Here is a 23,214-nt window from a genome sequence, read left to right on the forward strand (position 1 = left end):
GACATTATCGTTCATTCTGTTCCGGGAATAAACGTTAACGCCATTGTGCGCCAATTTTAAGTTCATATATTTTCAATCACGATGAAGACTTTCCGGGGCTTAATCGTGGGATTAAAAACACAACCATATAATATAATAAGTTCTTTTGAGCTAAAAGTCAAGAAAATGTTACACTAGGATGAGTTGTTTACTTTTAAAATTTTAATAATATACTTTCCAAAGATATAACCCTTGTCCTGGTGCGGTTTTTCCAGCATAGCGACGATCCCTTTTATCAAGGATCTCCACTATTTCCTCTGGTTGACGCTTTCCAGAACCAACCTCAATTAAAGTTCCTACTAAAATTCTAACCATATTATATAGAAAACCATTCCCGACAAACCGAAAGCTAACACGCTTTTCATCCTGCAGGATCTCAATGGTTTCAATCGTTCGAACCTTATCTTCTACTTCCGTTCTTGCTGAACAAAAACTAGAAAAATCATGTGTCCCTAATAAATAGGCAGACGCCTCTCTCATGGCTTCAAGATTTAAAGGATAAGGGTAGTGAAAAGCATAATTTCTTTGGAATGGATCCCTTTTCGGTGATTGATTTAGATAATACCGGTATTCCTTTCCATTTGCATCGAACCGAGCATGAAAGGCAGGATCAGCGTCTTCAACACTTAGAACAGAAATATCCTCTGGCAGCATAGAATTTAATGCTAGCTCCCACTTTTCCAGAGGAAGGGATAACGGCGAATCAAAATGAACCACCTGGCCCTTTGCGTGAACCCCTGCATCCGTTCTTCCGGAGGCAGAAATTTTCACAGGGCTGCCCTTATGCATTTTGGTTAATACAGCTTCTATTACACTTTGAACGGTCCGCTTCTTTGGCTGAACCTGATATCCTGAGAAACCCGAACCATCGTAAGCAATAATGCATTTATAACGATTCATTATTTAACTCCATTATGAACGTAATAGGATTAGTAATATAGTCAATATAACAAGAATCAATAGTTGCAGGGTGTCAGAGAGACTCCAGTTTAATAGACGATATTTTGTCCTGCCCTCACCGCCACGGTACCCTCTCGCTTCCATTGCAATAGCAAGCTCCTCAGCACGCTTAAAAGAACTAACGAAAAGGGGGATAAGTAATGGAATGACAGCTTTGATTCTCTCCTTAATAGGCCCGCTAGAAAACTCGACCCCTCGCGCAATCTGAGCCTTCATAATCTTATCCGTTTCCTGCATGAGTGTCGGAATAAAACGTAAAGAAATCGACATCATTAAAGCCATTTCATGTACAGGGAACCGGACCTTTTTTAAAGGATGTAAAAGTGTTTCTAGACCATCAGTTATTTCAATTGGTGTCGTGGTTAAGGTGAGCAGACTGGTCATTAATATTAAGAAAAAGAATCTCATTGAAATAAAAATACCCTGTCTTACTCCTTCTTCATAAATCTTTATCGGCCCAAGCTCATATAAAAGACTACCTTCTTTTGTGAAGAAGACCTGTAAGAGCAGCGTAAATAGTACTAACCAGAGAACAGGTTTTAAACCTGCGTACAGAAAGCGAATGGGTATTCGTGATAAACCAAGCATAAAAAAAGTATAAATTCCAATAAGGACATAAGTAAATAAATTATTTGCAAGAAAAATAATACATACAAATAAGAAAATAATAATTAACTTAGATCTAGGGTCTAGTCGATGTATTAAACTATCAGCGGGTACATATCTTCCAATAATCATTTTATCCATCATACTGGTGCACCTCTTAACAGTTCTGCAACCGCAGTTGATAGTTCATCGATTGATAGATAGGTTTTCTCTAACTTCAACCCTAACTTTTCTTCTAGACTTCGTTGAAAACGTACCACTTCTGGTACATCCAATCCCATTTCAACAAGCTCTGTAACCGAGGAGAAAATCTCGACAGGTGTCCCTTGCTTTACGACGTGTCCTTGCTGCATGATAACAATTTGATCAGCATACCTCGCAGCATCCTCCATACTATGGGTTACAAGTATGGTAGACAAATTTCTCTTTTTATGAAGTGAATAAAACATATCCATGATTTCTTTACGCCCTCGCGGATCAAGACCAGCCGTTGGCTCATCCAGAACTAGACAGTCTGGTTCCATTGCCAGAACACCCGCAATAGCAACACGGCGCATTTGACCGCCAGATAAATCAAATGGAGACTTTTCTAATATTTCTTCAGCCAGTCCAACTTGCTTTAATGCAAGTCGTGCTCTCTCTTTTGCTTCTCTCTCTGAAACACCGAAATTCATCGGCCCAAATATAATATCCTTTTCGACGGTTTCCTCAAATAACTGATGCTCAGGAAATTGAAAAACAATCCCTACTTTTTGTCTAATCTGTCTTAAGTTTTTATTCTTTTGTTTTGCTTTGATTTCATGGCTGCCAATTGTTACAGTACCTTCTGTTGGCAATAGCAAGGCATTTAAATGCTGCAGCACAGTAGATTTTCCTGAACCAGTATGACCTATTAACGCCATGTATGTTCCTGTTGGGATGTTAATAGATACATCTTCAATAGCCAAACGTTCAAAAGGGGTGTTTGCTTGATAGCGATACTCTATATTTTGGAGCGAAATGTCCATAACTCATTCACCAACTCTTCTTCCGATAAATAGTGCACAGGTAAGTCAATTCCTTTTTGCCGGAATGCATTACTCATTTTAATTGAAAAAGGTATATCAAGTCCTAGATGAACCAATTCATCATCCATTGAGAATATGTCCTCTGGAGCTCCCTCACGGTAAACTTCCCCTTGATTCATCACAATAATTCTGTCGGCTTTTGCTGCTTCTTCTAAATCATGAGTAATTGAAATGACAGTGAGTGACTTCTCATTCTTTAAAGTACGGACAGTCTCTAAAACTTCCTCTCTTCCTTTCGGGTCGAGCATAGAAGTTGCTTCGTCTAAAATGATAATAGATGGTCTCAATGCAAGAACACCAGCTATCGCTACACGTTGCTTTTGTCCTCCAGAAAGATGGTGCGGCTCTTGATTAAGAAATTGATCCATTTGAACTTTTTTTAAGGAATCCTCTACCCTAAAGATCATATCATCCCTTGGGATTCCATGGTTTTCTAAACCAAAAGCCACATCATCCTGAACAGTCGTACCAACAAACTGATTATCAGGGTTCTGAAAAACCATCCCTAATTTCTTTCTTATGTCCCAAATGGAATCCTCATTTAACTTAATTCCACAAACTGTAATTTCACCCGATTGTGGAAATTGTAACCCATTTAAAAGCTTTGCCATCGTAGATTTACCTGAACCATTATGACCAACAATCGCTAACCATTCCCCTTCAACGATGTCAAAACTTACATTCTGAAGAGCGTAGCTGCCTTGATTTTCATATTGAAAAGACACATTTTTTAATGATACAACGGCCTCTCTCATATAAATCTTCTCCTCTCGTCTCATCTATGCGTGCAATACTAAGCTAGGCTCGTAGAATACAAAAAAAGCCTGCACCTCACCCCTGAGCAGAATAACGAAAATATTCTGCAACATAAACGGGATTTCTAAAAAGAAATGGAGGAGGTGCATGAGCTAGACGAGACGTAAAAAAGAAAAATAAGTAATTTCATTCATCTTTCCAAGGAGAGAGAATCTCCCCACTATGCCCAATTGAATTAGGGTCACGCTCATCATAACACTCTTTTTGGCTTGGTTCGTACTTTATTAGATTTTATACAGCAAAAGGGCTCAAGAACAAGTTTGTAACTAAACTGTCCAGCGCCCTTGTTGTCTGCTTTCAGGTATTAAACTAACTCGATAATTACCATTGGTGCACCATCGCCGCGGCGTGGTCCAAGTTTCATAATACGAGTATATCCACCTTGGCGCTCTGAATAACGTGGAGCGATATCAGTGAAAAGTTTTTGTAGTGCATCTGTACCATTTTCAGCATCAGCAACTTCATTACGAACGTAAGAAGCAGCTTGACGGCGAGCATGTAAGTCACCACGTTTACCTAAAGTAATCATTTTCTCAACAGTACCACGAAGTTCCTTCGCGCGAGTTTCTGTTGTTTGAATGCGCTCATTGATAATTAAATCTGTAGTTAAATCACGTAGCATAGCTTTACGCTGTGCACTTGTGCGTCCTAACTTTCTGTATGCCATGAAGGGTTCCCTCCTTTGTTGAAGTCATTAAACGGATTAGTTATTGAGCAGGAATGCAGTTAATCAGTCATCCTTACGTAAGCCTAATCCAAGCTCTTCTAGTTTCGCCTTCACTTCTTCAAGTGATTTGCGGCCTAAGTTACGAACCTTCATCATATCTTCTTCAGTCTTATTAGCTAATTCCTGAACAGTGTTGATTCCAGCACGCTTTAAGCAATTATATGAACGAACTGATAAATCAAGTTCTTCGATCGTCATTTCAAGGACTTTTTCTTTCTGATCCTCTTCTTTTTCGATCATAATCTCAGCATTTTGTGCTTCGTCAGTTAAACCAACAAAGATATTTAAATGCTCGGTTAAAATTTTCGAACCAAGAGCTATAGCTTCCTTTGGCCCTGTGCTTCCATCTGTCCAAACATCAAGCGTTAGCTTATCATAGTTTGTCATTTGACCCACACGAGTATTTTCTATCTGATAGGACACACGAGAGACCGGTGTGAAAATAGAATCAATTGGAATAACACCAATTGGCTGGTCTTCACGCTTATTTTGCTCAGCAGGTGTATAACCACGGCCTCGCTTAGCAGTTAAACGCATGCGAAGATGACCACTTGAAGCCAATGTAGCAATATGAAGATCAGGATTTAAGATTTCAACATCACTATCATGAGTAATGTTTCCAGCTTTAACAGGACCTTCACCCTGAACATCAATCTCAAGAGTTTTCTCTTCATCAGAGTAAATTTTTAAAGCTAATTTTTTAATGTTTAATATGATGGATGTTACATCCTCTACGACGCCTTCAATTGTTGAGAACTCATGAAGTACCCCATCGACCTGAATCGATGTAACAGCGGCACCTGGGAGTGAAGATAATAGGATACGACGTAAGGAGTTACCCAAAGTGGTACCATATCCACGCTCAAGTGGCTCTACGACGAACTTCCCGTACTTGGCATCATCGTTGATCTCAACCGTTTCGATTTTTGGTTTTTCTATTTCGATCATCAAATAACCCTCCTTCAAAACGTCGAAACCTCGACTAGTAAATTATCTAATCGAAATTCCCCCATGTATACGTTCCCGTTTTGTGCACAACAACTGGAATAAATTTTCTGTATGAACTACAAAATTAGTATCATATCCCATTATAGACACAGGATATAAAATCTATACAGAAAAATTAAACACGGCGGCGTTTTGGTGGACGGCATCCGTTATGAGAAACAGGAGTAACGTCTTTAATAGCTGTTACTTCAAGACCTGCAGCTTGCAGCGCACGAATAGCAGCCTCACGACCTGCACCAGGGCCTTTAACTGTAACTTCAAGAGTTTTCATACCGTGTTCAATTGATGTCTTAGCTGCAGTTTCAGCTGCCATTTGAGCTGCGAATGGTGTAGATTTACGTGAACCTCTAAATCCAAGCGCACCAGCACTTGACCAAGAAATTGCATTACCATGAACATCAGTAATTGTTACGATTGTATTGTTAAATGTTGAACGGATATGCGCGATACCTTGTTCAATATTCTTTTTAACACGACGTTTACGTGTATTAGTTTTACGTGCCATTTAAATAACCTCCTTTGCCGATTACTTCTTCTTGTTCGCAACAGTCTTACGAGGACCTTTGCGTGTACGAGCGTTGTTTTTCGTGTTTTGTCCACGAACCGGTAAACCACGACGATGACGTAAACCGCGGTAGCAGCCAATCTCCATTAAACGCTTAATGTTAAGAGAAATTTCACGGCGAAGGTCACCTTCAACTTTTAATTTGTCGATGATATCACGGATTTTGTTTAGTTCGTCTTCAGTTAAATCACGCACTCGAGTATCTTCAGAAACACCTGCATCTGCTAATACTTTTTGTGCAGTATTTTTACCAATACCATAAATGTAAGTCAAAGAGATAACTACACGTTTTTCACGTGGAATATCTACACCAGCAATACGTGCCATAAATGAGCGCACCTCCTTCAAGATTAACCTTGTTTTTGTTTATGTTTAGGGTTTTCACAGATAACCATGACTTTACCGCGTCTACGGATAACTTTGCACTTTTCGCAGATCGGTTTAACAGATGGTCTTACTTTCATTATCCTAACCTCCTTAGTAATACGGAGTGCAAGCAATTATTTAAAGCGGTAAGTAATTCTTCCGCGTGTTAAGTCATATGGAGAAAGCTCGACAGTAACTTTGTCACCCGGAAGGATGCGAATGAAGTGCATTCGGATTTTACCAGAAACATGAGCTAGCACGGTATGACCATTTTCTAATTCTACCTTAAACATTGCATTTGGCAAAGTTTCAATTACTTTACCTTCAATTTCAATTACATCATCTTTGGCCATTAATTCGTCTCCCTTCTCATTTCAACTATTACATTCGAAAATGCAAAGCAAATACTTTTCTTTCGTACAAAACATTAGCAACCTTTTAATATTAACATAATGTTCTTCTTCTGTCCGCAAGTAAATTCTACATTAAATGGAATAACAATTTCCACATGTAAGTCTTGCCCAACTCTCGGTCCTACATACTCAGTACAATAGAAAAGCCATTTACATCCACATACTTTTGAAGTTTATTGAAGAGATGTTCGAGAGTCGACCTACGATTAAACTAATGGCCATTAACGTAAGTCCCTAAGCAATTGCTCTATATCAGCAAATACTTTATTAATGTCCTGCTGTCCATCAATTGTGCGAAGGTAACCTTTTGTTTCATAGAAAGTAAGCAATGGTTCTTGTTGTTTGATATTGACGTCCAATCGATTTTGAACCGTTTCAGCATTATCATCTGCACGTTGGTAGAGTTCTCCACCACATTTATCGCAAACTCCCTCTTTTGTTGGAGGATTAAATACTAAATGATACGTTGATCCACATTCTTTACAAATACGACGTCCTGTCAAACGATCCATTAAAATACTTTTATCAACATTTATATTAATTACATAATCAATCTTTTTTTCTAAATCGGATAATAGACTTTCCAATGCTTCCGCTTGAGGTACCGTCCTAGGAAAGCCATCAAGTAAAAAGCCATTTTTACAGTCATCTTTACTTAACCGTTCACGAACAATGCCGATTGTTACTTCATCAGGAACAAGTGCGCCTTTGTCCATGAAAGACTTAGCTTCTAAACCTAGGTCTGTTCCTTCTTTCATCGCTGCACGGAACATATCTCCTGTAGAGATATGAGGGATGCCGTATTGTTCTACGATTTGTTCGGCTTGAGTACCTTTTCCGGCACCTGGAAGCCCCATTAATACTAAATTCACACGTGTTCCCCCTCGTGCTATTTATGGGTTTTAGGGAACGCAAGTCCCCAAAACCTTTTATTTAATAAAGCCTTTATAATGACGTTTAACTAGCTGCGCTTCAAGCTGTTTCATCGTATCAAGTGCAACACCGACAACGATTAAAAGACTTGTTCCACCAATTTGAGCCGATTGTGGCAAGTTACCAATTTCAATAAAGACAATAGGCAGTATTGAAATAACCGTTAGGAAGAGCGCGCCAACAAAGGTTAAACGGTATAATACGCGTGTTAAGTATTCTTGAGTACTTCTACCCGGTCTAATACCTGGAATATAGCCGCTTTGCTTTTGCAAGTTTTCAGCTGCTTGTTCAGGATTAACTTGAATAAAAGCATAAAAATACGTGAAAGCGATAATCAATGCAGCGTATAAAGTCATTCCAATAGGATGGGAATAATCAAATACCCTTGTAACCCAGAGAGTTACATCATTCGTTGGAAAGAATGATGCTATAGTTCTTGGTGTTACGATAAAGGATACTGCAAAGATAACAGGGATAACACCTGCTGCATTTACTTTTAACGGCATATGCGTAGATTGTTGTGCACCTGCGTTACGCCCGTTGATAGAACGTTGTTTTGCATATTGAATTGGTATTTTTCTTATCGCTTGCTGGATGAATACTGTACCAACAACAATTGCGATGACTGCTAAAACAATTAATAACACCGTAACAATACGAAGGAATAATTGCTCACCAGCATTTTCAAACTGCTGTACATAGATCTGATTAACGGTATTAGGAATACTTGCAACGATACCTGCGAAGATAATGATGGAAATACCATTTCCAACACCCTTCTCAGTAATTTGCTCACCTAGCCACATTAAAAAGGCAGTACCAGCAGTTAACACAACTGCGATTAATAAATAGGTACCAATTCCAGGGTTTTTGATCAATTGTCCGCTCGCCATACTATTAAAGCCATAAGACATACCTAAAGCTTGAATAAAGCCAAGAACAATTGTGAAATATCGTGTAAACTGAGCTAACTTTCGTCGTCCAGCATCTCCCTGCTTTGACCATTCCGTAAATTTCGGAACTACATCCATCTGTAAAAGCTGAATAATAATGGAAGCAGTAATGTAAGGCATAATACCCATAGCAAGAATGGAGAAGTTTTGCAACGCTCCACCGCCAAAGGTATTTAAAATTCCGAATACACTTAATTTATCTTGTGCTGCCAAAATTTCAGCATTTACATTAGGAACAGGAATAAAACTGCCTAGTCGAAATACGATTAACATTAAAAGAGTAAAAACAATTTTTCTTCTAATTTCAGCCACGCGCATAAAATTGGAGATTGTCTGGAACATTAGATCACCTCAGTAGTTCCACCTACAGCTTCAATTGCTTCTTTGGCGGTAGAGGAGAATTTATGAGCTTTTACAGTAAGTTTTTTCTCTACGTTCCCTTTTGCAAGAATCTTAATTCCTGCTTTTTCGTTCTTAACAACACCAGTTTCAATTAGAAGTTCTGGAGTAACTTCTGTACCCTCTTCAAACTGATTAAGAACATCAAGATTTACAATTGCAAATTCTTTACGGTTGATATTAGTAAAACCACGTTTTGGTAAACGACGGAACAATGGTGTTTGACCACCCTCGAATCCAAGACGGACACCGCCGCCGGAACGAGCATTTTGACCTTTATGTCCTTTACCAGCAGTCTTACCTTGACCAGAACCGATACCGCGTCCTAAACGTTTACGTTCTTTACGGGAACCCTCAGCAGGCTTTAGTTCATGAAGTTTCATATTGGCACCTCCTTATGAAAGAAAACAATCTATTATTGTTCTTTTACTGTTACAAGGTGAGCAACTTTTGTAATCATACCGCGAATTGCAGCATTATCTTGGTGCTCAACTGTTTGATTTAATTTACGTAAACCTAGAGCAGTAACTGTTGCGCGTTGGTCTTCAGGACGACCAATTACGCTGCGGTTGAGGGTAATTAATAGTTTGTTTGCCATTTGATTTCCCTCCTTATCCTAGCAGTTCTTCTACTGATTTACCACGTAACTTAGCTACGTCTTCAGCACGTTTTAATTGTTTTAGACCATCAATCGTTGCACGTACCATGTTAATTGGAGTGTTAGTTCCTAATGATTTAGAAAGGATATCTCCTACCCCGCCTAATTCAAGAACAGCACGGACTGGTCCGCCAGCGATAACTCCTGTACCTTCAGAAGCAGGCTTTAGAAGAATTTCACCAGCACCAAAACGTCCAATAACTTGGTGAGGAACAGTAGTTCCAACCATTGGCACTTCGATTAAGTTCTTCTTAGCATCTTCGATTGCTTTACGAATCGCATCTGGTACTTCTTGAGCTTTACCAGTACCGAAACCAACATGACCGTTTTTATCTCCAACTACCACTAGAGCAGTGAAGCGAAAACGACGACCACCCTTAACAACTTTCGCTACACGGTTAACCGTTACAACGCGTTCTTCTAGTTCAAGTTTGTTTGGATCAATACGACGTATCATTTATGTGTCCCTCCTTTGTCTATTAAAATTGTAAGCCGTTTTCACGGGCTGCATCAGCTAGCGCTTGGATACGGCCATGGTAAAGGTACCCTCCACGGTCAAAGACAACAGCAGTGATACCTTTTTCTACCGCACGTTTAGCGACTAATTCTCCGACTAACTTAGCTGCATCAACATTGCTTGTAGATTCAAGGTTTAGATCCTTTTCCATAGTAGAAGCACTTGCTAATGTAACTCCACTCATGTCATCGATTAATTGAGCATATAGGTGCTTGTTAGAACGAAACACATTTAAACGTGGACGAGCTGCAGTACCGCTAAGTTTCGCACGAACACGAGCATGTCTCTTCTTGCGACTAGCATTTTTGTCAAGCTTCGTAATCATTTACGTCACTCCTTTCGTTTACCTATGCGGCATTACTTACCTGTTTTACCTTCTTTACGACGAACAAATTCACCTTCGTAACGAATTCCTTTACCTTTATAAGGCTCAGGAGGACGTACTTGACGAATATTGGCTGCTAATGCGCCAACACGTTCTTTATCAGTACCTTTAATCGTAATCTTTGTATTAGCAGGTACTTCTACTTCAAGACCACTTTCAGGTTCAATCTCAACTGGGTGAGAATATCCAACGTTTAATACAAGCTTGTTACCTTGCTTTTGGGCACGGTAACCAACCCCGATTAATTCTAATTTTCTTTCGAAGCCCTTGGAAACACCTTCGACCATGTTCGCGATTAACGCACGAGTAGTTCCGTGCAATGCGCGGTGTTCTTTCACATCAGATGGACGAGCGATTGTAACTAGGTTTTCTTCGATTTTAATTTCGATATCTGGATTAAAAGAGCGAGTAAGTTCGCCTTTTGGTCCTTTAACAGTAACGGTACTATTGTTTAAAGTAACCGTAACTCCTGCAGGGATTTCAATAGGTTTTTTTCCTACGCGAGACATTAAGTGCACCTCCATTCATTCAGAAACTCTATTACCAAACGTAAGCTAATACTTCTCCGCCGACTTGTTTAGAACGAGCCTCTTTATCAGTTATAACACCATTTGAAGTTGATACTAGTGCGATACCAAGACCATTAAGGACACGTGGTACCTCAGTAGATTTTGCATAAACTCTAAGTCCAGGCTTGCTTATGCGCTTAAGACCAGTAATAACACGTTCGTTATTTGACCCGTACTTTAAGAAGATACGGATGATACCTTGTTTATTGTCTTCAATAAATTCGACGTCACGAACGAAACCTTCGCGCTTTAAGATTTCAGCGATTTCTTTTTTAATATTAGAAGCAGGCACTTCTAACTTTTCGTGACGCACCATGTTCGCATTACGAATGCGAGTAAGCATATCAGCAATTGGATCTGTCATGACCATTATTTTTACCTCCTTCCCAGACTTGGGTTTTACCAGCTAGCTTTTTTGACACCAGGAATTTGTCCTTTGTATGCTAATTCACGGAAACAAATACGGCAAAGCTTAAATTTACGGTATACAGAGTGTGGACGGCCGCAACGTTCACAGCGTGTGTACTCTTGAACCGGGTATTTAGGCGTGCGTTTTTGTTTCGCAATCATTGACTTTTTAGCCACGTTTTCGCCTCCCTTATTTAGCGATTACTTTTGGAATGGCATTCCAAATTGTGTTAACAGTTCACGTGCTTCTTCATCAGTGTTAGCAGTCGTTACGATAACAATATCCATACCACGAACTTTGCTAACCTTATCGTAATCAATTTCAGGGAAGATTAATTGTTCTTTAACACCCAAAGTATAATTACCGCGACCATCGAATGATTTCTTAGAAACACCACGGAAGTCACGAACACGAGGTAAAGAAACAGAAACTAATTTATCCAAGAATTGATACATGCGCTCACCGCGAAGTGTAACTTTTGCACCGATTGGCATACCTTCACGAAGACGGAAGCCAGCGATTGATTTCTTAGCACGAGTTACTACAGGCTTTTGTCCTGTAATAGTTGCTAGTTCTTCAACAGCATTATCTAAAGCCTTAGCATTTGCTACTGCATCACCAACACCCATGTTAATAACAATCTTATCAAGTTGAGGAACTTGCATTACTGATTTATAGTTGAACTTGCTCATAAGAGCAGGAGTAACATCTTTTACAAACTTTTCTTTTAGGCGGTTCACTTATTGTACCTCCCTTCTAAATTTTAAACTATTTATCTAATACTTCACCGGATTTTGCTACGCGTACCTTTTTGCCATCAACCGTTGTGTAACCTACACGAGTTGGGTTACCAGACTTAGGATCGATAGGCATAACGTTTGATACATGAATTGGTGCCTCAAAGCTCATAATTCCGCCTTGTGGATTCACTTGAGAAGGTTTAGAGTGTTTTTTAACAATGTTTACACCTTCTACTAGTACACGGCTATCTTTAGGATAGGCTGCTAGGATTACTCCTGTTTTGCCCTTATCCTTACCGGAGATAACTCTTACTTTGTCACCTTTTTTAACATGCATTCGTAAGCACCTCCTTAAAGGCAATTGAATTTAAATTATAGTACTTCTGGAGCCAAGGATACGATTTTCATAAAGTTGTTATCGCGAAGTTCGCGGGCAACTGGTCCGAAGATACGAGTTCCACGTGGGCTCTTATCATCCTTGATAATTACACATGCGTTTTCATCGAAACGAATGTATGATCCATCAGGTCGACGAGCACCGCTTTTTGTACGAACGATTACGGCCTTAACAACGTCACCCTTTTTAACAACGCCACCAGGTGTTGCTTGTTTCACTGTACATACGATAACATCACCGATACCCGCAGTTTTACGGCCAGAACCACCAAGAACTTTAATGGTAAGTACCTCACGAGCACCTGAGTTATCAGCAACTTTTAAACGTGATTCTTGTTGAATCATGTGTGTAACCTCCCTTCGGAATGATGCTTATATCCGAACAATTAAATAATAACTGCTTTTTCTGTAACTTCAACTAAACGGAAACGCTTAGTAGCTGAAAGCGGACGAGTTTCCATGATACGTACGATATCGCCGATTTTTGCTTCATTTTGCTCATCATGAGCTTTAAACTTTTTAGAGTATTTAACGCGTTTACCGTAAAGAGGATGCTTTTTGTAAGTTTCGACTAAAACAGTAATAGTTTTATCCATTTTGTCAGAAACAACGCGTCCAGTGTAAACTTTGCGTTGGTTACGTTCACTCATTATGTGAACCTCCTCTCTGAGTGTTTACTTGTTAACGCTGATTTCTCTCTCACGAATCACAGTTTTCATACGAGCAATCGCTTTGCGTACTTCACGAATGCGAGCTGTATTTTCAAGTTGACCTGTCGCTAATTGGAAGCGAAGGTTGAAAAGCTCTTCTTTTAAAGATTTAACTTTTTGTTCAATTTCGGCAGTGGTAAGGTCTTTAATTTCATTAGCTCTCATTTGATTCACCACCAATTTCTTCACGTTTTACAAACTTACATTTAACTGGAAGTTTGTGCATAGCAAGACGTAGTGCCTCACGTGCTACTTCTTCAGAAACACCAGCGATTTCAAACATTACTTTACCTGGTTTAACGACAGCTACCCAGCCTTCAGGCGCCCCTTTACCAGAACCCATCCGCACCTCAAGAGGTTTTGCAGTATAAGGCTTATGTGGGAAGATTTTAATCCAAACTTTACCGCCACGTTTCATGTAACGAGTCATTGCAATACGGGCAGCTTCGATTTGGCGGTTTGTGATCCATGAAGCTTCAGTTGCTTGTAAGCCGAACTCACCGAATGTTACTTCAGTGCCACCTTTTGCGTTACCACGCATTTTTCCACGGTGTTGACGGCGATATTTAACGCGTTTTGGCAATAACATATTATTTGCCTCCTTCCGCAGGTTTCTTCTTAGTAGGAAGGACTTCTCCCTTATAGATCCATACTTTTACGCCAAGCTTACCATAAGTAGTATCAGCTTCAGCGTGAGCATAGTCGATATCAGCACGAAGAGTGTGTAATGGAACAGTTCCTTCGCTATAGTGTTCTGAACGAGCAATATCTGCACCGCCAAGACGACCTGATACCATTGTTTTAATACCTTTCGCACCAGCACGCATAGCACGTTGGATTACTTGCTTTTGTGCACGACGGAAAGATACACGATTTTCTAATTGACGAGCAATATTTTCAGCAACTAATTTCGCATCAAGGTCAGCTCTTTTGATTTCAAGAATGTTGATGTGAACACGTTTGCCAGTTAATTGATTTAAAGCTTTACGAAGTGCTTCGACTTCAGTACCGCCCTTACCGATAACCATTCCAGGCTTAGCAGTATGAACTGTTACGTTTACACGGTTAGCAGCACGTTCGATTTCAACTTTAGATACAGAAGCATCCTTCAAACGCTTCGTGATGTACTCACGAATTTTAAGGTCTTCGTGTAAAAGATCAGCGAAGTCTTTACCTGCGTACCATTTAGATTCCCAATCTTTGATGATACCGATACGCAAACCGACTGGATTTACTTTTTGACCCACAGATTATCCCTCCTTCTTTTCTGATAGAACGATTGTGATGTGGCTAGTGCGTTTGTTGATTTGGCTAGCACGGCCCATTGCGCGCGGACGGAAACGTTTCAACGTTGGTCCTTCATCTACAAAAGCTTGAGTTACAACCAAGCTATTAATGTCCATTTCATAATTGTGCTCGGCATTTGCCACAGCAGATTTTAATACTTTTTCAACGATTGGAGAAGCAAACTTTGGAGTATGATTTAAAATCGACACCGCTTCACCAACTTGCTTTCCTCGAATTAGATCTACGACTAAACGTGCTTTACGAGGAGCAATACGAACTGTTCTTGCAACAGCTTTAGCTTGCATTTGGATGCCCTCCTCTCTTAACGTCTGGTTTTCTTATCATCATTACCATGGCCTTTGTAAGCACGAGTTGGAGCGAATTCTCCAAGCTTGTGTCCTACCATGTCTTCAGTAACATATACAGGCACATGTTTGCGACCATCATAAACAGCGATTGTGTGGCCAATAAATTGTGGGAAGATCGTAGAACGACGTGACCAAGTTTTTACAACTTGCTTACTTTCAGTTTCATTTAACTTTTCGATCTTAACCATTAAATGATCATCAACAAATGGTCCTTTTTTAAGGCTGCGACCCATGGATGAACCTCCCTTCGTGATTGTCCTACGGCTCGTTCTTTGAACCGTAGCTCAATCCCGTTATTTTTTACGACGACGTACAATGAACTTGTCGGATTTATTCTTTTTCTTACGAGTTTTGAATCCAAGAGTTGGTTTACCCCATGGAGACATTGGTGACTTACGTCCGATTGGTGAACGTCCTTCACCACCACCGTGTGGGTGATCGTTAGGGTTCATTACAGATCCACGTACTGTTGGGCGTTTACCTAACCAGCGTGAGCGTCCTGCTTTACCAATGTTGATAAGTTCGTGTTGTTCGTTACCTACTTGACCGATTGTAGCACGGCACTCAGCAAGAATCATTCGAACTTCACCAGAATTCAAACGTACAAGTACGTATTTTCCTTCTTTACCTAAAACCTGTGCAGATGTACCAGCAGAACGAACTAATTGGCCACCCTTGCCTGGTTTTAATTCGATGTTGTGTACTACTGTACCAACAGGGATGTTTGCTAATGGTAATGCATTACCTACTTTAATATCTGCCTCAGGGCCAGACATAACTTCCATACCTACTACTAGGTTTTTAGGAGCTAGGATATAACGCTTTTCACCATCTACATAATTGATTAATGCAATATTTGCGGAACGGTTTGGATCGTACTCGATAGTGGCAACGCGTCCAGGAATGCCATCTTTGTTACGTTTAAAGTCAATGATACGGTATGAACGCTTATGGCCGCCACCTTGATGACGAACAGTTAACTTACCTTGGTTATTACGGCCGCCTTTTCTCTTTAATGGAGCTAATAGAGATTTTTCTGGTGTGCTAGTTGTGATTTCAGCGAAATCAGAAACTGTCATACCGCGACGACCATTAGAGGTAGGTTTGTACTTTTTAATCGCCATTTTATTCCCTCCTCTTCTTGTTAGTTTTTATTATGCTTCAAAGAATTCGATTTCTTTGCTATCAGCAGTTAGTTTTACAATTGCTTTACGACGTTTGTTTGTGTAACCACCGAATTTACCCATGCGCTTGAATTTACCTTTATAGTTCATGATGTTAACTTTTTCAACTTCTACGCCAAAGATTTCAACAATCGCATCTTTAACTTGAGTTTTGTTAGCTCTCACATCAACTTCAAACGTATATTTCTTTTCAGCCATTAGGTCAGTAGAACGTTCAGTGATAACGGGGCGCTTAATGATATCGCGTGCATCCATTATGCAAGCACCTCCTCTACTTTTTCAACTGCAGCTTTCGTCATGATTAATTTATCATGATTTACAACATCAAGAACATTGATTCCGTCAGCAGTTACAACTGTTACACCAGGAATGTTACGAGCAGAAAGTGCTACATTTTCATCAAGGTCAGCAGTAACGATAAGTGCTTTCTTCTCAACAGAAAGACCACCTAATACTGTTTTGAAATCTTTCGTTTTTGGAGCATCGAAAGCAAGGCTTTCTAATACTAATACATTTTCTTCTAACACTTTAGAAGAAAGTGCAGATTTAATTGCTAAACGACGTACCTTTTTAGGTAATTTGTAGCTGTAGCTACGTGGTGTTGGACCGAATACAGTACCACCTCCGCGCCATTGTGGAGAACGGATAGACCCTTGACGAGCACGACCAGTTCCTTTTTGACGCCATGGTTTACGTCCACCGCCGCGAACTTCAGAACGAACTTTTACTTTATGAGTTCCTTGACGTAAAGAAGCTCTTTGCATAACAATCGCTTCGAATAATACGTGTTGGTTAGGCTCGATACCAAATACTGATTCATTAAGTTCGATTTCACCAACTTGTGATCCGTTTTGGTTAAATAATGAAACTTTAGGCATTCTTTTGCTCCTCCTTTCTTATGAAGATATTACGCTTTTACCGCACTTTTGATCTTTAATAGAGCTTTTTTAGGTCCTGGAACGTTACCTTTAATTAATAGTAAGTTACGTTCAACATCAACCTTAACAATTTCAAGATTTTGAACAGTAATTTGTTCTCCACCCATACGTCCTGGTAATAATTTACCTTTGAATACGCGGTTTGGAGCAACAGGTCCCATTGAACCTGGACGACGGTGATAACGTGAACCGTGAGCCATTGGGCCGCGTGATTGTCCGTGACGCTTGATTACGCCTTGGAAACCTTTACCCTTTGAGATTCCTGTTACATCTACTACATCGCCTGCAGCGAAAATATCAACTTTGACTTCTTGACCAACTTCATATCCTGTTACGTCCACTCCGCGGAATTCGCGAACGAAGCGCTTAGGATTAGTGTTTGCTTTAGCAACATGTCCTTTTTCTGGTTTGTTTGCTAACTTTTCACGCTTATCTTCAAAACCAACTTGAACAGCTTCGTAACCGTCGCTTTCAACTGATTTCTTTTGAAGTACTACGTTTTGAGCAGCTTCTACTACAGTAACTGGAATTAAGTTGCCATTTTCAGCAAATACTTGAGTCATACCAATCTTTCTTCCTAAGATTCCTTTGGTCATTTAAGTCACACCTCCTATGGAATTTGTTTATTTATTTTTACTAAAGTTTAATTTCGATATCAACACCAGATGGTAAATCTAAACGCATTAACGCATCAACTGTTTGTGGAGTTGGGTTAACGATGTCGATTAGACGCTTATGTGTTCTCATTTCAAACTGCTCACGAGAATCTTTGTACTTATGCACCGCACGAAGGATCGTGTAGATTGATTTTTCAGTCGGTAGTGGAATCGGACCAGAAACGGCTGCACCTGAACGCTTTGCTGTTTCAACGATTTTTTCTGCAGACTGATCAAGAATTCTGTGATCATAAGCTTTTAAACGGATACGAATCTTTTGTTTTGCCATTATTTTCCCTCCTTTATTCGCCTATTTTTAAAATAGACATTCTCAGTGAAAATTTCCCACACACTCGCCATGGCAAAGCGGCCGGGTGTGTCAGCAACCTTTCACATCATCGCAGTCAAAGACCAACATTGTCTATTATACATAAAACATTAGGCAAACGCAACTTTTTTTTATAATTAATTTCCGGTTACGTTTAGCACACTTTTACTATTATAGCGACCAGTTTATACAATTACAATAGAAAATGTCATTCTCCAAAAATAACCTATAATAACGCTTTATTGATTGAAAATTAAATGAGTTCTATTTATATAGAAGAAACTCGATTTTACATACAAAAAAAGCAACTGGATCGTCATCCAGCTGCTTCTTTATATAACTGATTTTTTAATTATTCAGTGATAGTTGTGATTGAACCTGAACCTACAGTACGTCCGCCTTCACGGATAGAGAACTTTGTACCTTCTTCGATTGCTACTGGAGCAATAAGTTCAACGATCATTTCGATGTGATCGCCAGGCATAACCATTTCTACGCCTTCTGGAAGATTACAAATACCAGTAATATCAGAAGTACGGAAATAGAATTGTGGACGGTAGTTAGTGAAGAATGGAGTGTGACGTCCACCTTCTTCTTTTGATAAAACGTAAACTTGTGCTTTAAACTTTGAGTGTGGAGTGATTGATTTTGGCTTAGCCAAAACTTGTCCACGCTCGATTTCTTCACGTGCTACACCACGAAGAAGTGCACCGATGTTGTCTCCAGCTTCAGCAAAGTCAAGAAGCTTACGGAACATTTCTACACCAGTTACAGTTGTAGATTTTGGCTCTTCAGTGAAACCTACGATTTCAACAACGTCACCAACTTTAACTACTCCACGCTCTACACGTCCAGTAGCAACTGTTCCACGACCAGTGATTGAGAATACATCCTCAACTGGCATCATGAAAGGCTTATCAGTGTCACGAGTTGGTGTTGGGATCCACTCATCAACAGCACTCATTAATTCATAGATTTTTTCTTCCCATGCAGCTTCGCCTTCTAATGCTTTAAGAGCAGAACCTTTGATAACAGGAGTGTCATCACCTGGGAAGTCGTATTCTGATAATAGATCACGAATTTCCATTTCTACTAATTCAAGAAGTTCTTCGTCATCAACCATATCACACTTGTTCATGAATACAACAAGGTAAGGTACGCCTACCTGACGAGAAAGAAGAATGTGCTCACGAGTTTGTGGCATTGGACCGTCAGTTGCAGACACAACTAGGATACCGCCGTCCATTTGAGCAGCACCAGTGATCATGTTTTTAACATAGTCAGCGTGTCCTGGGCAGTCAACGTGTGCATAGTGACGAGCATCAGTTTCATACTCAACGTGTGCAGTTGAGATAGTGATTCCACGCTCTTTTTCTTCTGGAGCACCATCAATTTGATCATATGCACGTGCTTCTGCTTTACCAGTTTTAGCAAGAACAGAAGTGATTGCAGCAGTTAAAGTTGTTTTACCGTGGTCAACGTGACCAATTGTACCAATATTTACGTGTGGCTTTGAACGGTCGAATTTAGCTTTACCCATTAGGAAAATCCTCCTTTAATTTAAAAAAGTTAAGTATATTTATGGAAACTGTAACCCAGGGTTGTCCCGATTTTACAGTTTCCATTCTTACATAAGTAGTTATACTTTATTAAAAGGTGAAAATCAATTATTCACCTTTATTTTTTTTGATAATTTCCTCAGAAACAGACTTTGGTACTTCTTCATAGTGATCAAAGTGCATAGAGAATACTCCACGGCCTTGTGTACTTGAACGAAGTGCAGTTGCATAACCAAACATTTCTGATAGTGGAACCTGTGCACGCACAACTTGTGCATTACCACGAGCTTCCATTCCTTCTACACGGCCACGGCGCGCAGTGATTTGACCCATAATATCTCCAAGATACTCTTCAGGGATTACAACTTCAACCCTCATCATAGGTTCTAGGATAACAGGTTTACACTTAGAAGCCGCGTTTTTAAGTGCCATAGATGCAGCAATCTTAAATGCCATCTCGGAAGAATCGACATCATGGTAAGAACCATCAAACAATCTAGCTTTAATATCAACTAATGGATATCCAGCAAGAACGCCGCGATTCAAGGAATCTTCAAGACCAGCTTGAACTGCAGGGATGTATTCACGAGGAACAACACCACCAACGATACCGTTCACAAATTCAAACCCTTTACCTTCATCGTTTGGAGAGAATTCAATCCAAACGTGTCCGTATTGTCCACGACCACCTGATTGACGTGCAAACTTACCTTCTACCTGTGCTGAATCACGGAAGGTCTCACGGTAGGCAACTTGTGGAGCTCCTACGTTAGCTTCTACCTTGAATTCACGACGCATACGATCTACTAAGATATCAAGATGAAGTTCTCCCATACCGGCAATGATAACCTGTCCAGTTTCCTGATCAGTATGTGCACGGAAGGTTGGATCTTCTTCTTGTAGCTTTTGCAGTGCAGTTGTCATTTTATCTTGGTCAGCTTTTGATTTTGGTTCAACTGAAAGTTGAATTACTGGTTCAGGGAAGTTCATTGACTCAAGAATTACTAGATTCTTATCATCACAAAGTGTATCACCAGTAGTTGTATCTTTCAAACCTACAGCTGCAGCAATGTCACCAGCGAAAACCTTTGAGATTTCTTGACGGCTGTTTGCATGCATTTGCAGGATACGTCCAACACGTTCACGCTTTCCTTTAGTAGAGTTCTGAACATAAGATCCAGATTCTAAAGTACCAGAGTAAACACGGAAGAACGTTAATTTACCAACATAAGGATCAGTCATAACTTTAAATGCAAGAGCTGAAAACGGCTCTTCGTCACTTGAATGACGTTCAAGGATTTCTTCATCATCATCCGGTGCATGGCCCTTGATTGCAGGTACATCTAATGGAGATGGAAGGTAATCAATAACAGCATCTAACATTAACTGAACACCTTTGTTTTTGAAAGCTGATCCACAAATAACAGGGTAGAATTCTACATTAACAGTACCTTTACGAATAGCCGCTTTTAGCTCTTCTTTAGTGATTTCTTCACCGCCAAGGTATTTTTCTGTCAACTCTTCATCTAGTTCTGCTACTGCTTCAACAAGCTTTTCACGCCACTCTTCAGCAAGTGCGCGGTGTTCTTCAGGAATCTCACGTACTTCAATATCCGTACCTAAGTCATTACTGTAGAATACTGCGTTCATTTCCACAAGGTCAATGATTGCTGAGAACTCATCTTCAGCACCGATCGGTAACTGAATTGGGTGAGCGTTCGCTTGCAAACGGTCATGTATTGTTCTTACTGAATACAAGAAGTCTGCACCGATTTTGTCCATTTTGTTTACGAATACTACACGAGGTACTCCGTAAGTTGTTGCTTGACGCCAAACTGTTTCAGTTTGAGGTTCAACACCAGACTGTGCATCAAGTACAGCTACCGCACCATCAAGTACTCTTAGTGAACGCTCAACTTCAACAGTGAAGTCTACGTGTCCCGGAGTGTCGATGATGTTTACGCGGTGGCCTTTCCATGATGCAGTTGTTGCTGCGGAAGTAATAGTGATTCCGCGTTCTTGTTCTTGCTCCATCCAGTCCATCTGAGAAGCACCTTCATGTGTTTCACCGATTTTATGAATCTTACCAGTGTAATAAAGGACACGCTCAGTGGTCGTCGTTTTACCGGCATCGATGTGTGCCATGATACCGATATTACGAGTGTTTGTTAAGGAGAACTCTCTTGCCATGGGTCTTTCTCCTTTCTAATGTGAAAGTTTTTATAATAAAGGTAATTCTACCAGCGATAGTGAGCAAATGCTTTGTTTGCTTCTGCCATTTTGTGTGTATCTTCACGCTTTTTAACAGATGCTCCAGCGTTGTTTGCTGCATCCATGATTTCGTTAGCTAAACGCTCTTCCATGGTCTTTTCTCCACGAAGACGCGCGTAGTTTACTAACCAGCGAAGACCAAGAGTTGTACGACGGTCAGGACGCACCTCAACTGGTACTTGGTAGTTTGCTCCACCTACACGGCGAGCTCTTACCTCTAGTACTGGCATGATATTCTTCATAGCTGCTTCGAAAATTTCCATTGGTTCTTTACCAGAACGTTCACGGATTGTTTCGAATGCAGAGTAAAGAATTTCTTGTGATTTACCTCTTTTACCGTCAACCATCATTTTGTTGATTAAACGAGTAACTAATTTTGAATTGTAAAGTGGATCTGGTAACACGTCTCTTTTTGCTACAGGACCTTTACGTGGCATTTAATTTCCTCCTTTCAAACAGGCTTTCTATTTATACTGTTATTACTTCTTAGCTGCTTTTGGTCTCTTAGTACCATATTTAGAACGTCCTTGCATACGGTTGTTAACACCAGCCGTATCAAGAGCACCACGTACGATGTGATAACGTACCCCTGGTAAATCCTTTACACGTCCTCCACGAATAAGAACAACACTGTGCTCTTGAAGGTTGTGACCAATACCAGGAATGTATGCTGTCACCTCAATACCGTTTGTCAAACGTACACGAGCATATTTACGTAACGCTGAGTTCGGTTTCTTTGGAGTCATTGTACCAACACGAGTACATACTCCTCGTTTTTGTGGTGAAGATACATTAGTTTGTGATTTTTTGAAGCTGTTGTAACCTTTGTTAAGCGCAGGAGACTTCGACTTTTCAGTAATTGCTTGACGAGGTTTGCGCACTAATTGGTTAATAGTTGGCATGTTACTTTTCCTCCCTTCATTATTTGTAAGCCCACACATCCAGGTGGTTCATTTTTGTGCAAAAACAAAGTTTTTGCAGATCATCTATCTACAAAAACAGTTTTTAACGGATAATCGCTACAGTGGAAGCACCCACTTCTATTCCACATGCTTTCCCGAGTTTTACCATCGAGTCAACATAGATAATTGGGATGTTCACTTCCTGAGCTAGTTTCACTACCGCAGCTGTTACTTTCGCTTCAGCGTCACTTGCAATGATCAGCTCACAAGAGGACCCATCCTTCAGTGCTTTTACTGTTTGTTTTGTTCCTATAACAATCTTTGTTGCCTGGTATACTTTTTCATAAGACATTTAACATATCCTCCAAAGTATCAGGTGAATAGGAGCACCTTTGATATATTACCATCTTCTAAAATAGATGTCAACAATTGTTGCGAATTTTTATTTCTGAATGGACATCTGGATATTCTTTAAAACGCGGTAC

Annotated in this window: 38 protein-coding genes; all 38 read right to left on the reverse strand. The window is 40.0% G+C overall.

Translation table 11 applies throughout. The annotated features are described in order from the left end of the window. Positions 1–201 precede the first annotated feature (201 nt). Positions 202–939 (reverse strand): tRNA pseudouridine(38-40) synthase TruA, encoded by a 738-nt coding sequence (truA, locus tag MLOOGBEN_RS26390; protein ID WP_179161245.1) that lies wholly within the window; start codon positions 937–939, stop codon positions 202–204. A gap of 12 nt (positions 940–951) precedes the next feature. Further along, complete coding sequence (locus MLOOGBEN_RS26395) at positions 952–1,749, reverse strand: energy-coupling factor transporter transmembrane component T family protein (protein ID WP_179161246.1); 798 nt, start codon at positions 1,747–1,749, stop codon at positions 952–954. After that, complete coding sequence (locus MLOOGBEN_RS26400) at positions 1,746–2,612, reverse strand: energy-coupling factor ABC transporter ATP-binding protein (protein ID WP_179161247.1); 867 nt, start codon at positions 2,610–2,612, stop codon at positions 1,746–1,748. The genes MLOOGBEN_RS26395 and MLOOGBEN_RS26400 overlap by 4 nt, the downstream gene beginning before the upstream one ends. After that, positions 2,588–3,427 (reverse strand): energy-coupling factor ABC transporter ATP-binding protein, encoded by an 840-nt coding sequence (locus MLOOGBEN_RS26405; protein WP_179161248.1) that lies wholly within the window; start codon positions 3,425–3,427, stop codon positions 2,588–2,590. The genes MLOOGBEN_RS26400 and MLOOGBEN_RS26405 overlap by 25 nt, the downstream gene beginning before the upstream one ends. A 365-nt stretch (positions 3,428–3,792) precedes the next feature. Further along, positions 3,793–4,155 carry a 50S ribosomal protein L17 gene (gene rplQ / locus MLOOGBEN_RS26410; RefSeq protein ID WP_179161249.1) on the reverse strand — a complete coding sequence of 121 codons (363 nt, stop codon included), beginning with the start codon at positions 4,153–4,155 and terminating at the stop codon, positions 3,793–3,795. Positions 4,156–4,218: 63 nt separating this feature from the next. Next, the gene (locus MLOOGBEN_RS26415; RefSeq protein ID WP_045516506.1) at positions 4,219–5,163 is read right to left on the reverse strand and encodes a DNA-directed RNA polymerase subunit alpha; all 945 of its coding nucleotides are present in this window, start codon (positions 5,161–5,163) and stop codon (positions 4,219–4,221) included. A gap of 175 nt (positions 5,164–5,338) precedes the next feature. After that, a complete protein-coding gene (gene rpsK / locus MLOOGBEN_RS26420; protein WP_179161250.1) occupies positions 5,339–5,728 on the reverse strand; it encodes a 30S ribosomal protein S11 in 390 nt (129 codons plus the stop codon). A 21-nt stretch (positions 5,729–5,749) separates the two neighbouring features. Next, positions 5,750–6,115 (reverse strand): 30S ribosomal protein S13, encoded by a 366-nt coding sequence (gene rpsM / locus MLOOGBEN_RS26425; RefSeq protein WP_090767670.1) that lies wholly within the window; start codon positions 6,113–6,115, stop codon positions 5,750–5,752. Between the two features lie 23 nt (positions 6,116–6,138). After that, a complete protein-coding gene (rpmJ, locus tag MLOOGBEN_RS26430) occupies positions 6,139–6,252 on the reverse strand; it encodes a 50S ribosomal protein L36 (RefSeq protein ID WP_000868344.1) in 114 nt (37 codons plus the stop codon). Positions 6,253–6,288: 36 nt separating this feature from the next. After that, complete coding sequence (infA, locus tag MLOOGBEN_RS26435) at positions 6,289–6,507, reverse strand: translation initiation factor IF-1 (protein ID WP_007085268.1); 219 nt, start codon at positions 6,505–6,507, stop codon at positions 6,289–6,291. Positions 6,508–6,788: 281 nt separating this feature from the next. Beyond that, complete coding sequence (locus MLOOGBEN_RS26440) at positions 6,789–7,439, reverse strand: adenylate kinase (RefSeq protein ID WP_179161251.1); 651 nt, start codon at positions 7,437–7,439, stop codon at positions 6,789–6,791. A gap of 57 nt (positions 7,440–7,496) precedes the next feature. Further along, positions 7,497–8,795, reverse strand: coding sequence for a preprotein translocase subunit SecY (secY, locus tag MLOOGBEN_RS26445; RefSeq protein WP_179161252.1), 1,299 nt, complete (start codon positions 8,793–8,795; stop codon positions 7,497–7,499). Then, positions 8,795–9,235, reverse strand: coding sequence for a 50S ribosomal protein L15 (gene rplO / locus MLOOGBEN_RS26450; RefSeq protein WP_179161253.1), 441 nt, complete (start codon positions 9,233–9,235; stop codon positions 8,795–8,797). Before rplO ends, secY begins: the two co-directional genes overlap by 1 nt. A gap of 32 nt (positions 9,236–9,267) precedes the next feature. Then, positions 9,268–9,450, reverse strand: a complete 183-nt coding sequence (rpmD, locus tag MLOOGBEN_RS26455; RefSeq protein ID WP_034676120.1) for a 50S ribosomal protein L30 — start codon at positions 9,448–9,450, stop codon at positions 9,268–9,270. 13 nt (positions 9,451–9,463) lie between these two features. Further along, on the reverse strand, positions 9,464–9,964 hold the full coding sequence (gene rpsE / locus MLOOGBEN_RS26460; protein WP_082799596.1) for a 30S ribosomal protein S5: 501 nt from the start codon (positions 9,962–9,964) through the stop codon (positions 9,464–9,466). Between the two features lie 25 nt (positions 9,965–9,989). Then, on the reverse strand, positions 9,990–10,352 hold the full coding sequence (rplR, locus tag MLOOGBEN_RS26465; RefSeq protein ID WP_095250615.1) for a 50S ribosomal protein L18: 363 nt from the start codon (positions 10,350–10,352) through the stop codon (positions 9,990–9,992). A gap of 32 nt (positions 10,353–10,384) precedes the next feature. Next, a complete protein-coding gene (gene rplF, locus MLOOGBEN_RS26470; RefSeq protein WP_179161254.1) occupies positions 10,385–10,921 on the reverse strand; it encodes a 50S ribosomal protein L6 in 537 nt (178 codons plus the stop codon). Between the two features lie 31 nt (positions 10,922–10,952). After that, positions 10,953–11,351, reverse strand: coding sequence for a 30S ribosomal protein S8 (rpsH, locus tag MLOOGBEN_RS26475; protein WP_179161255.1), 399 nt, complete (start codon positions 11,349–11,351; stop codon positions 10,953–10,955). Between the two features lie 29 nt (positions 11,352–11,380). Beyond that, positions 11,381–11,566, reverse strand: a complete 186-nt coding sequence (locus MLOOGBEN_RS26480; protein ID WP_009791316.1) for a type Z 30S ribosomal protein S14 — start codon at positions 11,564–11,566, stop codon at positions 11,381–11,383. A gap of 24 nt (positions 11,567–11,590) precedes the next feature. Continuing rightward, entirely contained in the window at positions 11,591–12,130 is a 540-nt protein-coding gene (gene rplE / locus MLOOGBEN_RS26485; RefSeq protein WP_179161256.1) for a 50S ribosomal protein L5, read from the reverse strand. A 28-nt stretch (positions 12,131–12,158) separates the two neighbouring features. Beyond that, entirely contained in the window at positions 12,159–12,467 is a 309-nt protein-coding gene (rplX, locus tag MLOOGBEN_RS26490) for a 50S ribosomal protein L24 (protein ID WP_179161257.1), read from the reverse strand. 35 nt (positions 12,468–12,502) lie between these two features. Further along, positions 12,503–12,871, reverse strand: coding sequence for a 50S ribosomal protein L14 (gene rplN / locus MLOOGBEN_RS26495; RefSeq protein ID WP_034676100.1), 369 nt, complete (start codon positions 12,869–12,871; stop codon positions 12,503–12,505). A gap of 41 nt (positions 12,872–12,912) precedes the next feature. Continuing rightward, entirely contained in the window at positions 12,913–13,176 is a 264-nt protein-coding gene (gene rpsQ / locus MLOOGBEN_RS26500; RefSeq protein WP_034676097.1) for a 30S ribosomal protein S17, read from the reverse strand. A gap of 24 nt (positions 13,177–13,200) precedes the next feature. After that, positions 13,201–13,401, reverse strand: a complete 201-nt coding sequence (gene rpmC, locus MLOOGBEN_RS26505) for a 50S ribosomal protein L29 (RefSeq protein ID WP_034676094.1) — start codon at positions 13,399–13,401, stop codon at positions 13,201–13,203. After that, positions 13,391–13,825, reverse strand: coding sequence for a 50S ribosomal protein L16 (gene rplP / locus MLOOGBEN_RS26510; protein WP_034676090.1), 435 nt, complete (start codon positions 13,823–13,825; stop codon positions 13,391–13,393). The genes rpmC and rplP overlap by 11 nt, the downstream gene beginning before the upstream one ends. Position 13,826: 1 nt before the next feature. Beyond that, positions 13,827–14,483, reverse strand: coding sequence for a 30S ribosomal protein S3 (gene rpsC, locus MLOOGBEN_RS26515; protein WP_179161258.1), 657 nt, complete (start codon positions 14,481–14,483; stop codon positions 13,827–13,829). Positions 14,484–14,486: 3 nt separating this feature from the next. After that, a complete protein-coding gene (gene rplV / locus MLOOGBEN_RS26520) occupies positions 14,487–14,828 on the reverse strand; it encodes a 50S ribosomal protein L22 (RefSeq protein WP_179161259.1) in 342 nt (113 codons plus the stop codon). A gap of 17 nt (positions 14,829–14,845) precedes the next feature. Continuing rightward, positions 14,846–15,124 (reverse strand): 30S ribosomal protein S19, encoded by a 279-nt coding sequence (rpsS, locus tag MLOOGBEN_RS26525; protein WP_095250620.1) that lies wholly within the window; start codon positions 15,122–15,124, stop codon positions 14,846–14,848. Between the two features lie 60 nt (positions 15,125–15,184). Further along, positions 15,185–16,015 carry a 50S ribosomal protein L2 gene (gene rplB / locus MLOOGBEN_RS26530; protein WP_034676082.1) on the reverse strand — a complete coding sequence of 277 codons (831 nt, stop codon included), beginning with the start codon at positions 16,013–16,015 and terminating at the stop codon, positions 15,185–15,187. Positions 16,016–16,045: 30 nt separating this feature from the next. After that, positions 16,046–16,333 (reverse strand): 50S ribosomal protein L23, encoded by a 288-nt coding sequence (gene rplW / locus MLOOGBEN_RS26535; protein WP_174524435.1) that lies wholly within the window; start codon positions 16,331–16,333, stop codon positions 16,046–16,048. After that, positions 16,330–16,953, reverse strand: coding sequence for a 50S ribosomal protein L4 (gene rplD, locus MLOOGBEN_RS26540; RefSeq protein ID WP_179161260.1), 624 nt, complete (start codon positions 16,951–16,953; stop codon positions 16,330–16,332). Before rplD ends, rplW begins: the two co-directional genes overlap by 4 nt. A gap of 29 nt (positions 16,954–16,982) precedes the next feature. Beyond that, positions 16,983–17,609 carry a 50S ribosomal protein L3 gene (gene rplC / locus MLOOGBEN_RS26545; protein WP_179161261.1) on the reverse strand — a complete coding sequence of 209 codons (627 nt, stop codon included), beginning with the start codon at positions 17,607–17,609 and terminating at the stop codon, positions 16,983–16,985. Positions 17,610–17,649: 40 nt separating this feature from the next. Then, the gene (gene rpsJ / locus MLOOGBEN_RS26550) at positions 17,650–17,958 is read right to left on the reverse strand and encodes a 30S ribosomal protein S10 (protein WP_034676072.1); all 309 of its coding nucleotides are present in this window, start codon (positions 17,956–17,958) and stop codon (positions 17,650–17,652) included. 391 nt (positions 17,959–18,349) lie between these two features. After that, positions 18,350–19,537, reverse strand: a complete 1,188-nt coding sequence (gene tuf, locus MLOOGBEN_RS26555) for an elongation factor Tu (protein ID WP_179161262.1) — start codon at positions 19,535–19,537, stop codon at positions 18,350–18,352. A 127-nt stretch (positions 19,538–19,664) separates the two neighbouring features. Beyond that, positions 19,665–21,746: an elongation factor G gene (gene fusA, locus MLOOGBEN_RS26560; protein ID WP_179161263.1), complete on the reverse strand. Its 2,082-nt coding sequence runs from the start codon at positions 21,744–21,746 to the stop codon at positions 19,665–19,667. A 47-nt stretch (positions 21,747–21,793) separates the two neighbouring features. Continuing rightward, the gene (rpsG, locus tag MLOOGBEN_RS26565) at positions 21,794–22,264 is read right to left on the reverse strand and encodes a 30S ribosomal protein S7 (protein ID WP_179161264.1); all 471 of its coding nucleotides are present in this window, start codon (positions 22,262–22,264) and stop codon (positions 21,794–21,796) included. Positions 22,265–22,306: 42 nt separating this feature from the next. After that, positions 22,307–22,729 (reverse strand): 30S ribosomal protein S12, encoded by a 423-nt coding sequence (gene rpsL / locus MLOOGBEN_RS26570; RefSeq protein ID WP_026574083.1) that lies wholly within the window; start codon positions 22,727–22,729, stop codon positions 22,307–22,309. Positions 22,730–22,832: 103 nt separating this feature from the next. Continuing rightward, the gene (locus MLOOGBEN_RS26575) at positions 22,833–23,081 is read right to left on the reverse strand and encodes a 50S ribosomal protein L7ae-like protein (protein ID WP_179161265.1); all 249 of its coding nucleotides are present in this window, start codon (positions 23,079–23,081) and stop codon (positions 22,833–22,835) included. Positions 23,082–23,214: the final 133 nt, after the last annotated feature.

It is taken from the genome of Bacillus sp. EB106-08-02-XG196, from assembly GCF_013396335.1.
Classification (GTDB): Bacteria; Bacillota; Bacilli; order Bacillales; family Cytobacillaceae; genus Neobacillus.

Excerpts from the sequence above, each read along its gene's own strand:
- truA (WP_179161245.1), bottom strand. The coding sequence starts at position 939 with ATGAATCGTTATAAATGCATTATTGCTTACGATGGTTCGGGTTTCTCA.
- MLOOGBEN_RS26395 (WP_179161246.1), bottom strand. The coding sequence starts at position 1,749 with ATGATGGATAAAATGATTATTGGAAGATATGTACCCGCTGATAGTTTA.
- MLOOGBEN_RS26400 (WP_179161247.1), bottom strand. The coding sequence starts at position 2,612 with ATGGACATTTCGCTCCAAAATATAGAGTATCGCTATCAAGCAAACACC.
- MLOOGBEN_RS26405 (WP_179161248.1), bottom strand. The coding sequence starts at position 3,427 with ATGAGAGAGGCCGTTGTATCATTAAAAAATGTGTCTTTTCAATATGAA.
- rplQ (WP_179161249.1), bottom strand. The coding sequence starts at position 4,155 with ATGGCATACAGAAAGTTAGGACGCACAAGTGCACAGCGTAAAGCTATG.
- MLOOGBEN_RS26415 (WP_045516506.1), bottom strand. The coding sequence starts at position 5,163 with ATGATCGAAATAGAAAAACCAAAAATCGAAACGGTTGAGATCAACGAT.
- rpsK (WP_179161250.1), bottom strand. The coding sequence starts at position 5,728 with ATGGCACGTAAAACTAATACACGTAAACGTCGTGTTAAAAAGAATATT.
- rpsM (WP_090767670.1), bottom strand. The coding sequence starts at position 6,115 with ATGGCACGTATTGCTGGTGTAGATATTCCACGTGAAAAACGTGTAGTT.
- rpmJ (WP_000868344.1), bottom strand. The coding sequence starts at position 6,252 with ATGAAAGTAAGACCATCTGTTAAACCGATCTGCGAAAAGTGCAAAGTT.
- infA (WP_007085268.1), bottom strand. The coding sequence starts at position 6,507 with ATGGCCAAAGATGATGTAATTGAAATTGAAGGTAAAGTAATTGAAACT.
- secY (WP_179161252.1), bottom strand. The coding sequence starts at position 8,795 with ATGTTCCAGACAATCTCCAATTTTATGCGCGTGGCTGAAATTAGAAGA.
- rplO (WP_179161253.1), bottom strand. The coding sequence starts at position 9,235 with ATGAAACTTCATGAACTAAAGCCTGCTGAGGGTTCCCGTAAAGAACGT.
- rpmD (WP_034676120.1), bottom strand. The coding sequence starts at position 9,450 with ATGGCAAACAAACTATTAATTACCCTCAACCGCAGCGTAATTGGTCGT.
- rplR (WP_095250615.1), bottom strand. The coding sequence starts at position 10,352 with ATGATTACGAAGCTTGACAAAAATGCTAGTCGCAAGAAGAGACATGCT.
- rplF (WP_179161254.1), bottom strand. The coding sequence starts at position 10,921 with ATGTCTCGCGTAGGAAAAAAACCTATTGAAATCCCTGCAGGAGTTACG.
- rpsH (WP_179161255.1), bottom strand. The coding sequence starts at position 11,351 with ATGGTCATGACAGATCCAATTGCTGATATGCTTACTCGCATTCGTAAT.
- rplX (WP_179161257.1), bottom strand. The coding sequence starts at position 12,467 with ATGCATGTTAAAAAAGGTGACAAAGTAAGAGTTATCTCCGGTAAGGAT.
- rplN (WP_034676100.1), bottom strand. The coding sequence starts at position 12,871 with ATGATTCAACAAGAATCACGTTTAAAAGTTGCTGATAACTCAGGTGCT.
- rpsQ (WP_034676097.1), bottom strand. The coding sequence starts at position 13,176 with ATGAGTGAACGTAACCAACGCAAAGTTTACACTGGACGCGTTGTTTCT.
- rpmC (WP_034676094.1), bottom strand. The coding sequence starts at position 13,401 with ATGAGAGCTAATGAAATTAAAGACCTTACCACTGCCGAAATTGAACAA.
- rplP (WP_034676090.1), bottom strand. The coding sequence starts at position 13,825 with ATGTTATTGCCAAAACGCGTTAAATATCGCCGTCAACACCGTGGAAAA.
- rplV (WP_179161259.1), bottom strand. The coding sequence starts at position 14,828 with ATGCAAGCTAAAGCTGTTGCAAGAACAGTTCGTATTGCTCCTCGTAAA.
- rpsS (WP_095250620.1), bottom strand. The coding sequence starts at position 15,124 with ATGGGTCGCAGCCTTAAAAAAGGACCATTTGTTGATGATCATTTAATG.
- rplB (WP_034676082.1), bottom strand. The coding sequence starts at position 16,015 with ATGGCGATTAAAAAGTACAAACCTACCTCTAATGGTCGTCGCGGTATG.
- rplD (WP_179161260.1), bottom strand. The coding sequence starts at position 16,953 with ATGCCTAAAGTTTCATTATTTAACCAAAACGGATCACAAGTTGGTGAA.
- rplC (WP_179161261.1), bottom strand. The coding sequence starts at position 17,609 with ATGACCAAAGGAATCTTAGGAAGAAAGATTGGTATGACTCAAGTATTT.
- rpsJ (WP_034676072.1), bottom strand. The coding sequence starts at position 17,958 with ATGGCAAAACAAAAGATTCGTATCCGTTTAAAAGCTTATGATCACAGA.
- tuf (WP_179161262.1), bottom strand. The coding sequence starts at position 19,537 with ATGGGTAAAGCTAAATTCGACCGTTCAAAGCCACACGTAAATATTGGT.
- fusA (WP_179161263.1), bottom strand. The coding sequence starts at position 21,746 with ATGGCAAGAGAGTTCTCCTTAACAAACACTCGTAATATCGGTATCATG.
- rpsG (WP_179161264.1), bottom strand. The coding sequence starts at position 22,264 with ATGCCACGTAAAGGTCCTGTAGCAAAAAGAGACGTGTTACCAGATCCA.
- rpsL (WP_026574083.1), bottom strand. The coding sequence starts at position 22,729 with ATGCCAACTATTAACCAATTAGTGCGCAAACCTCGTCAAGCAATTACT.
- MLOOGBEN_RS26575 (WP_179161265.1), bottom strand. The coding sequence starts at position 23,081 with ATGTCTTATGAAAAAGTATACCAGGCAACAAAGATTGTTATAGGAACA.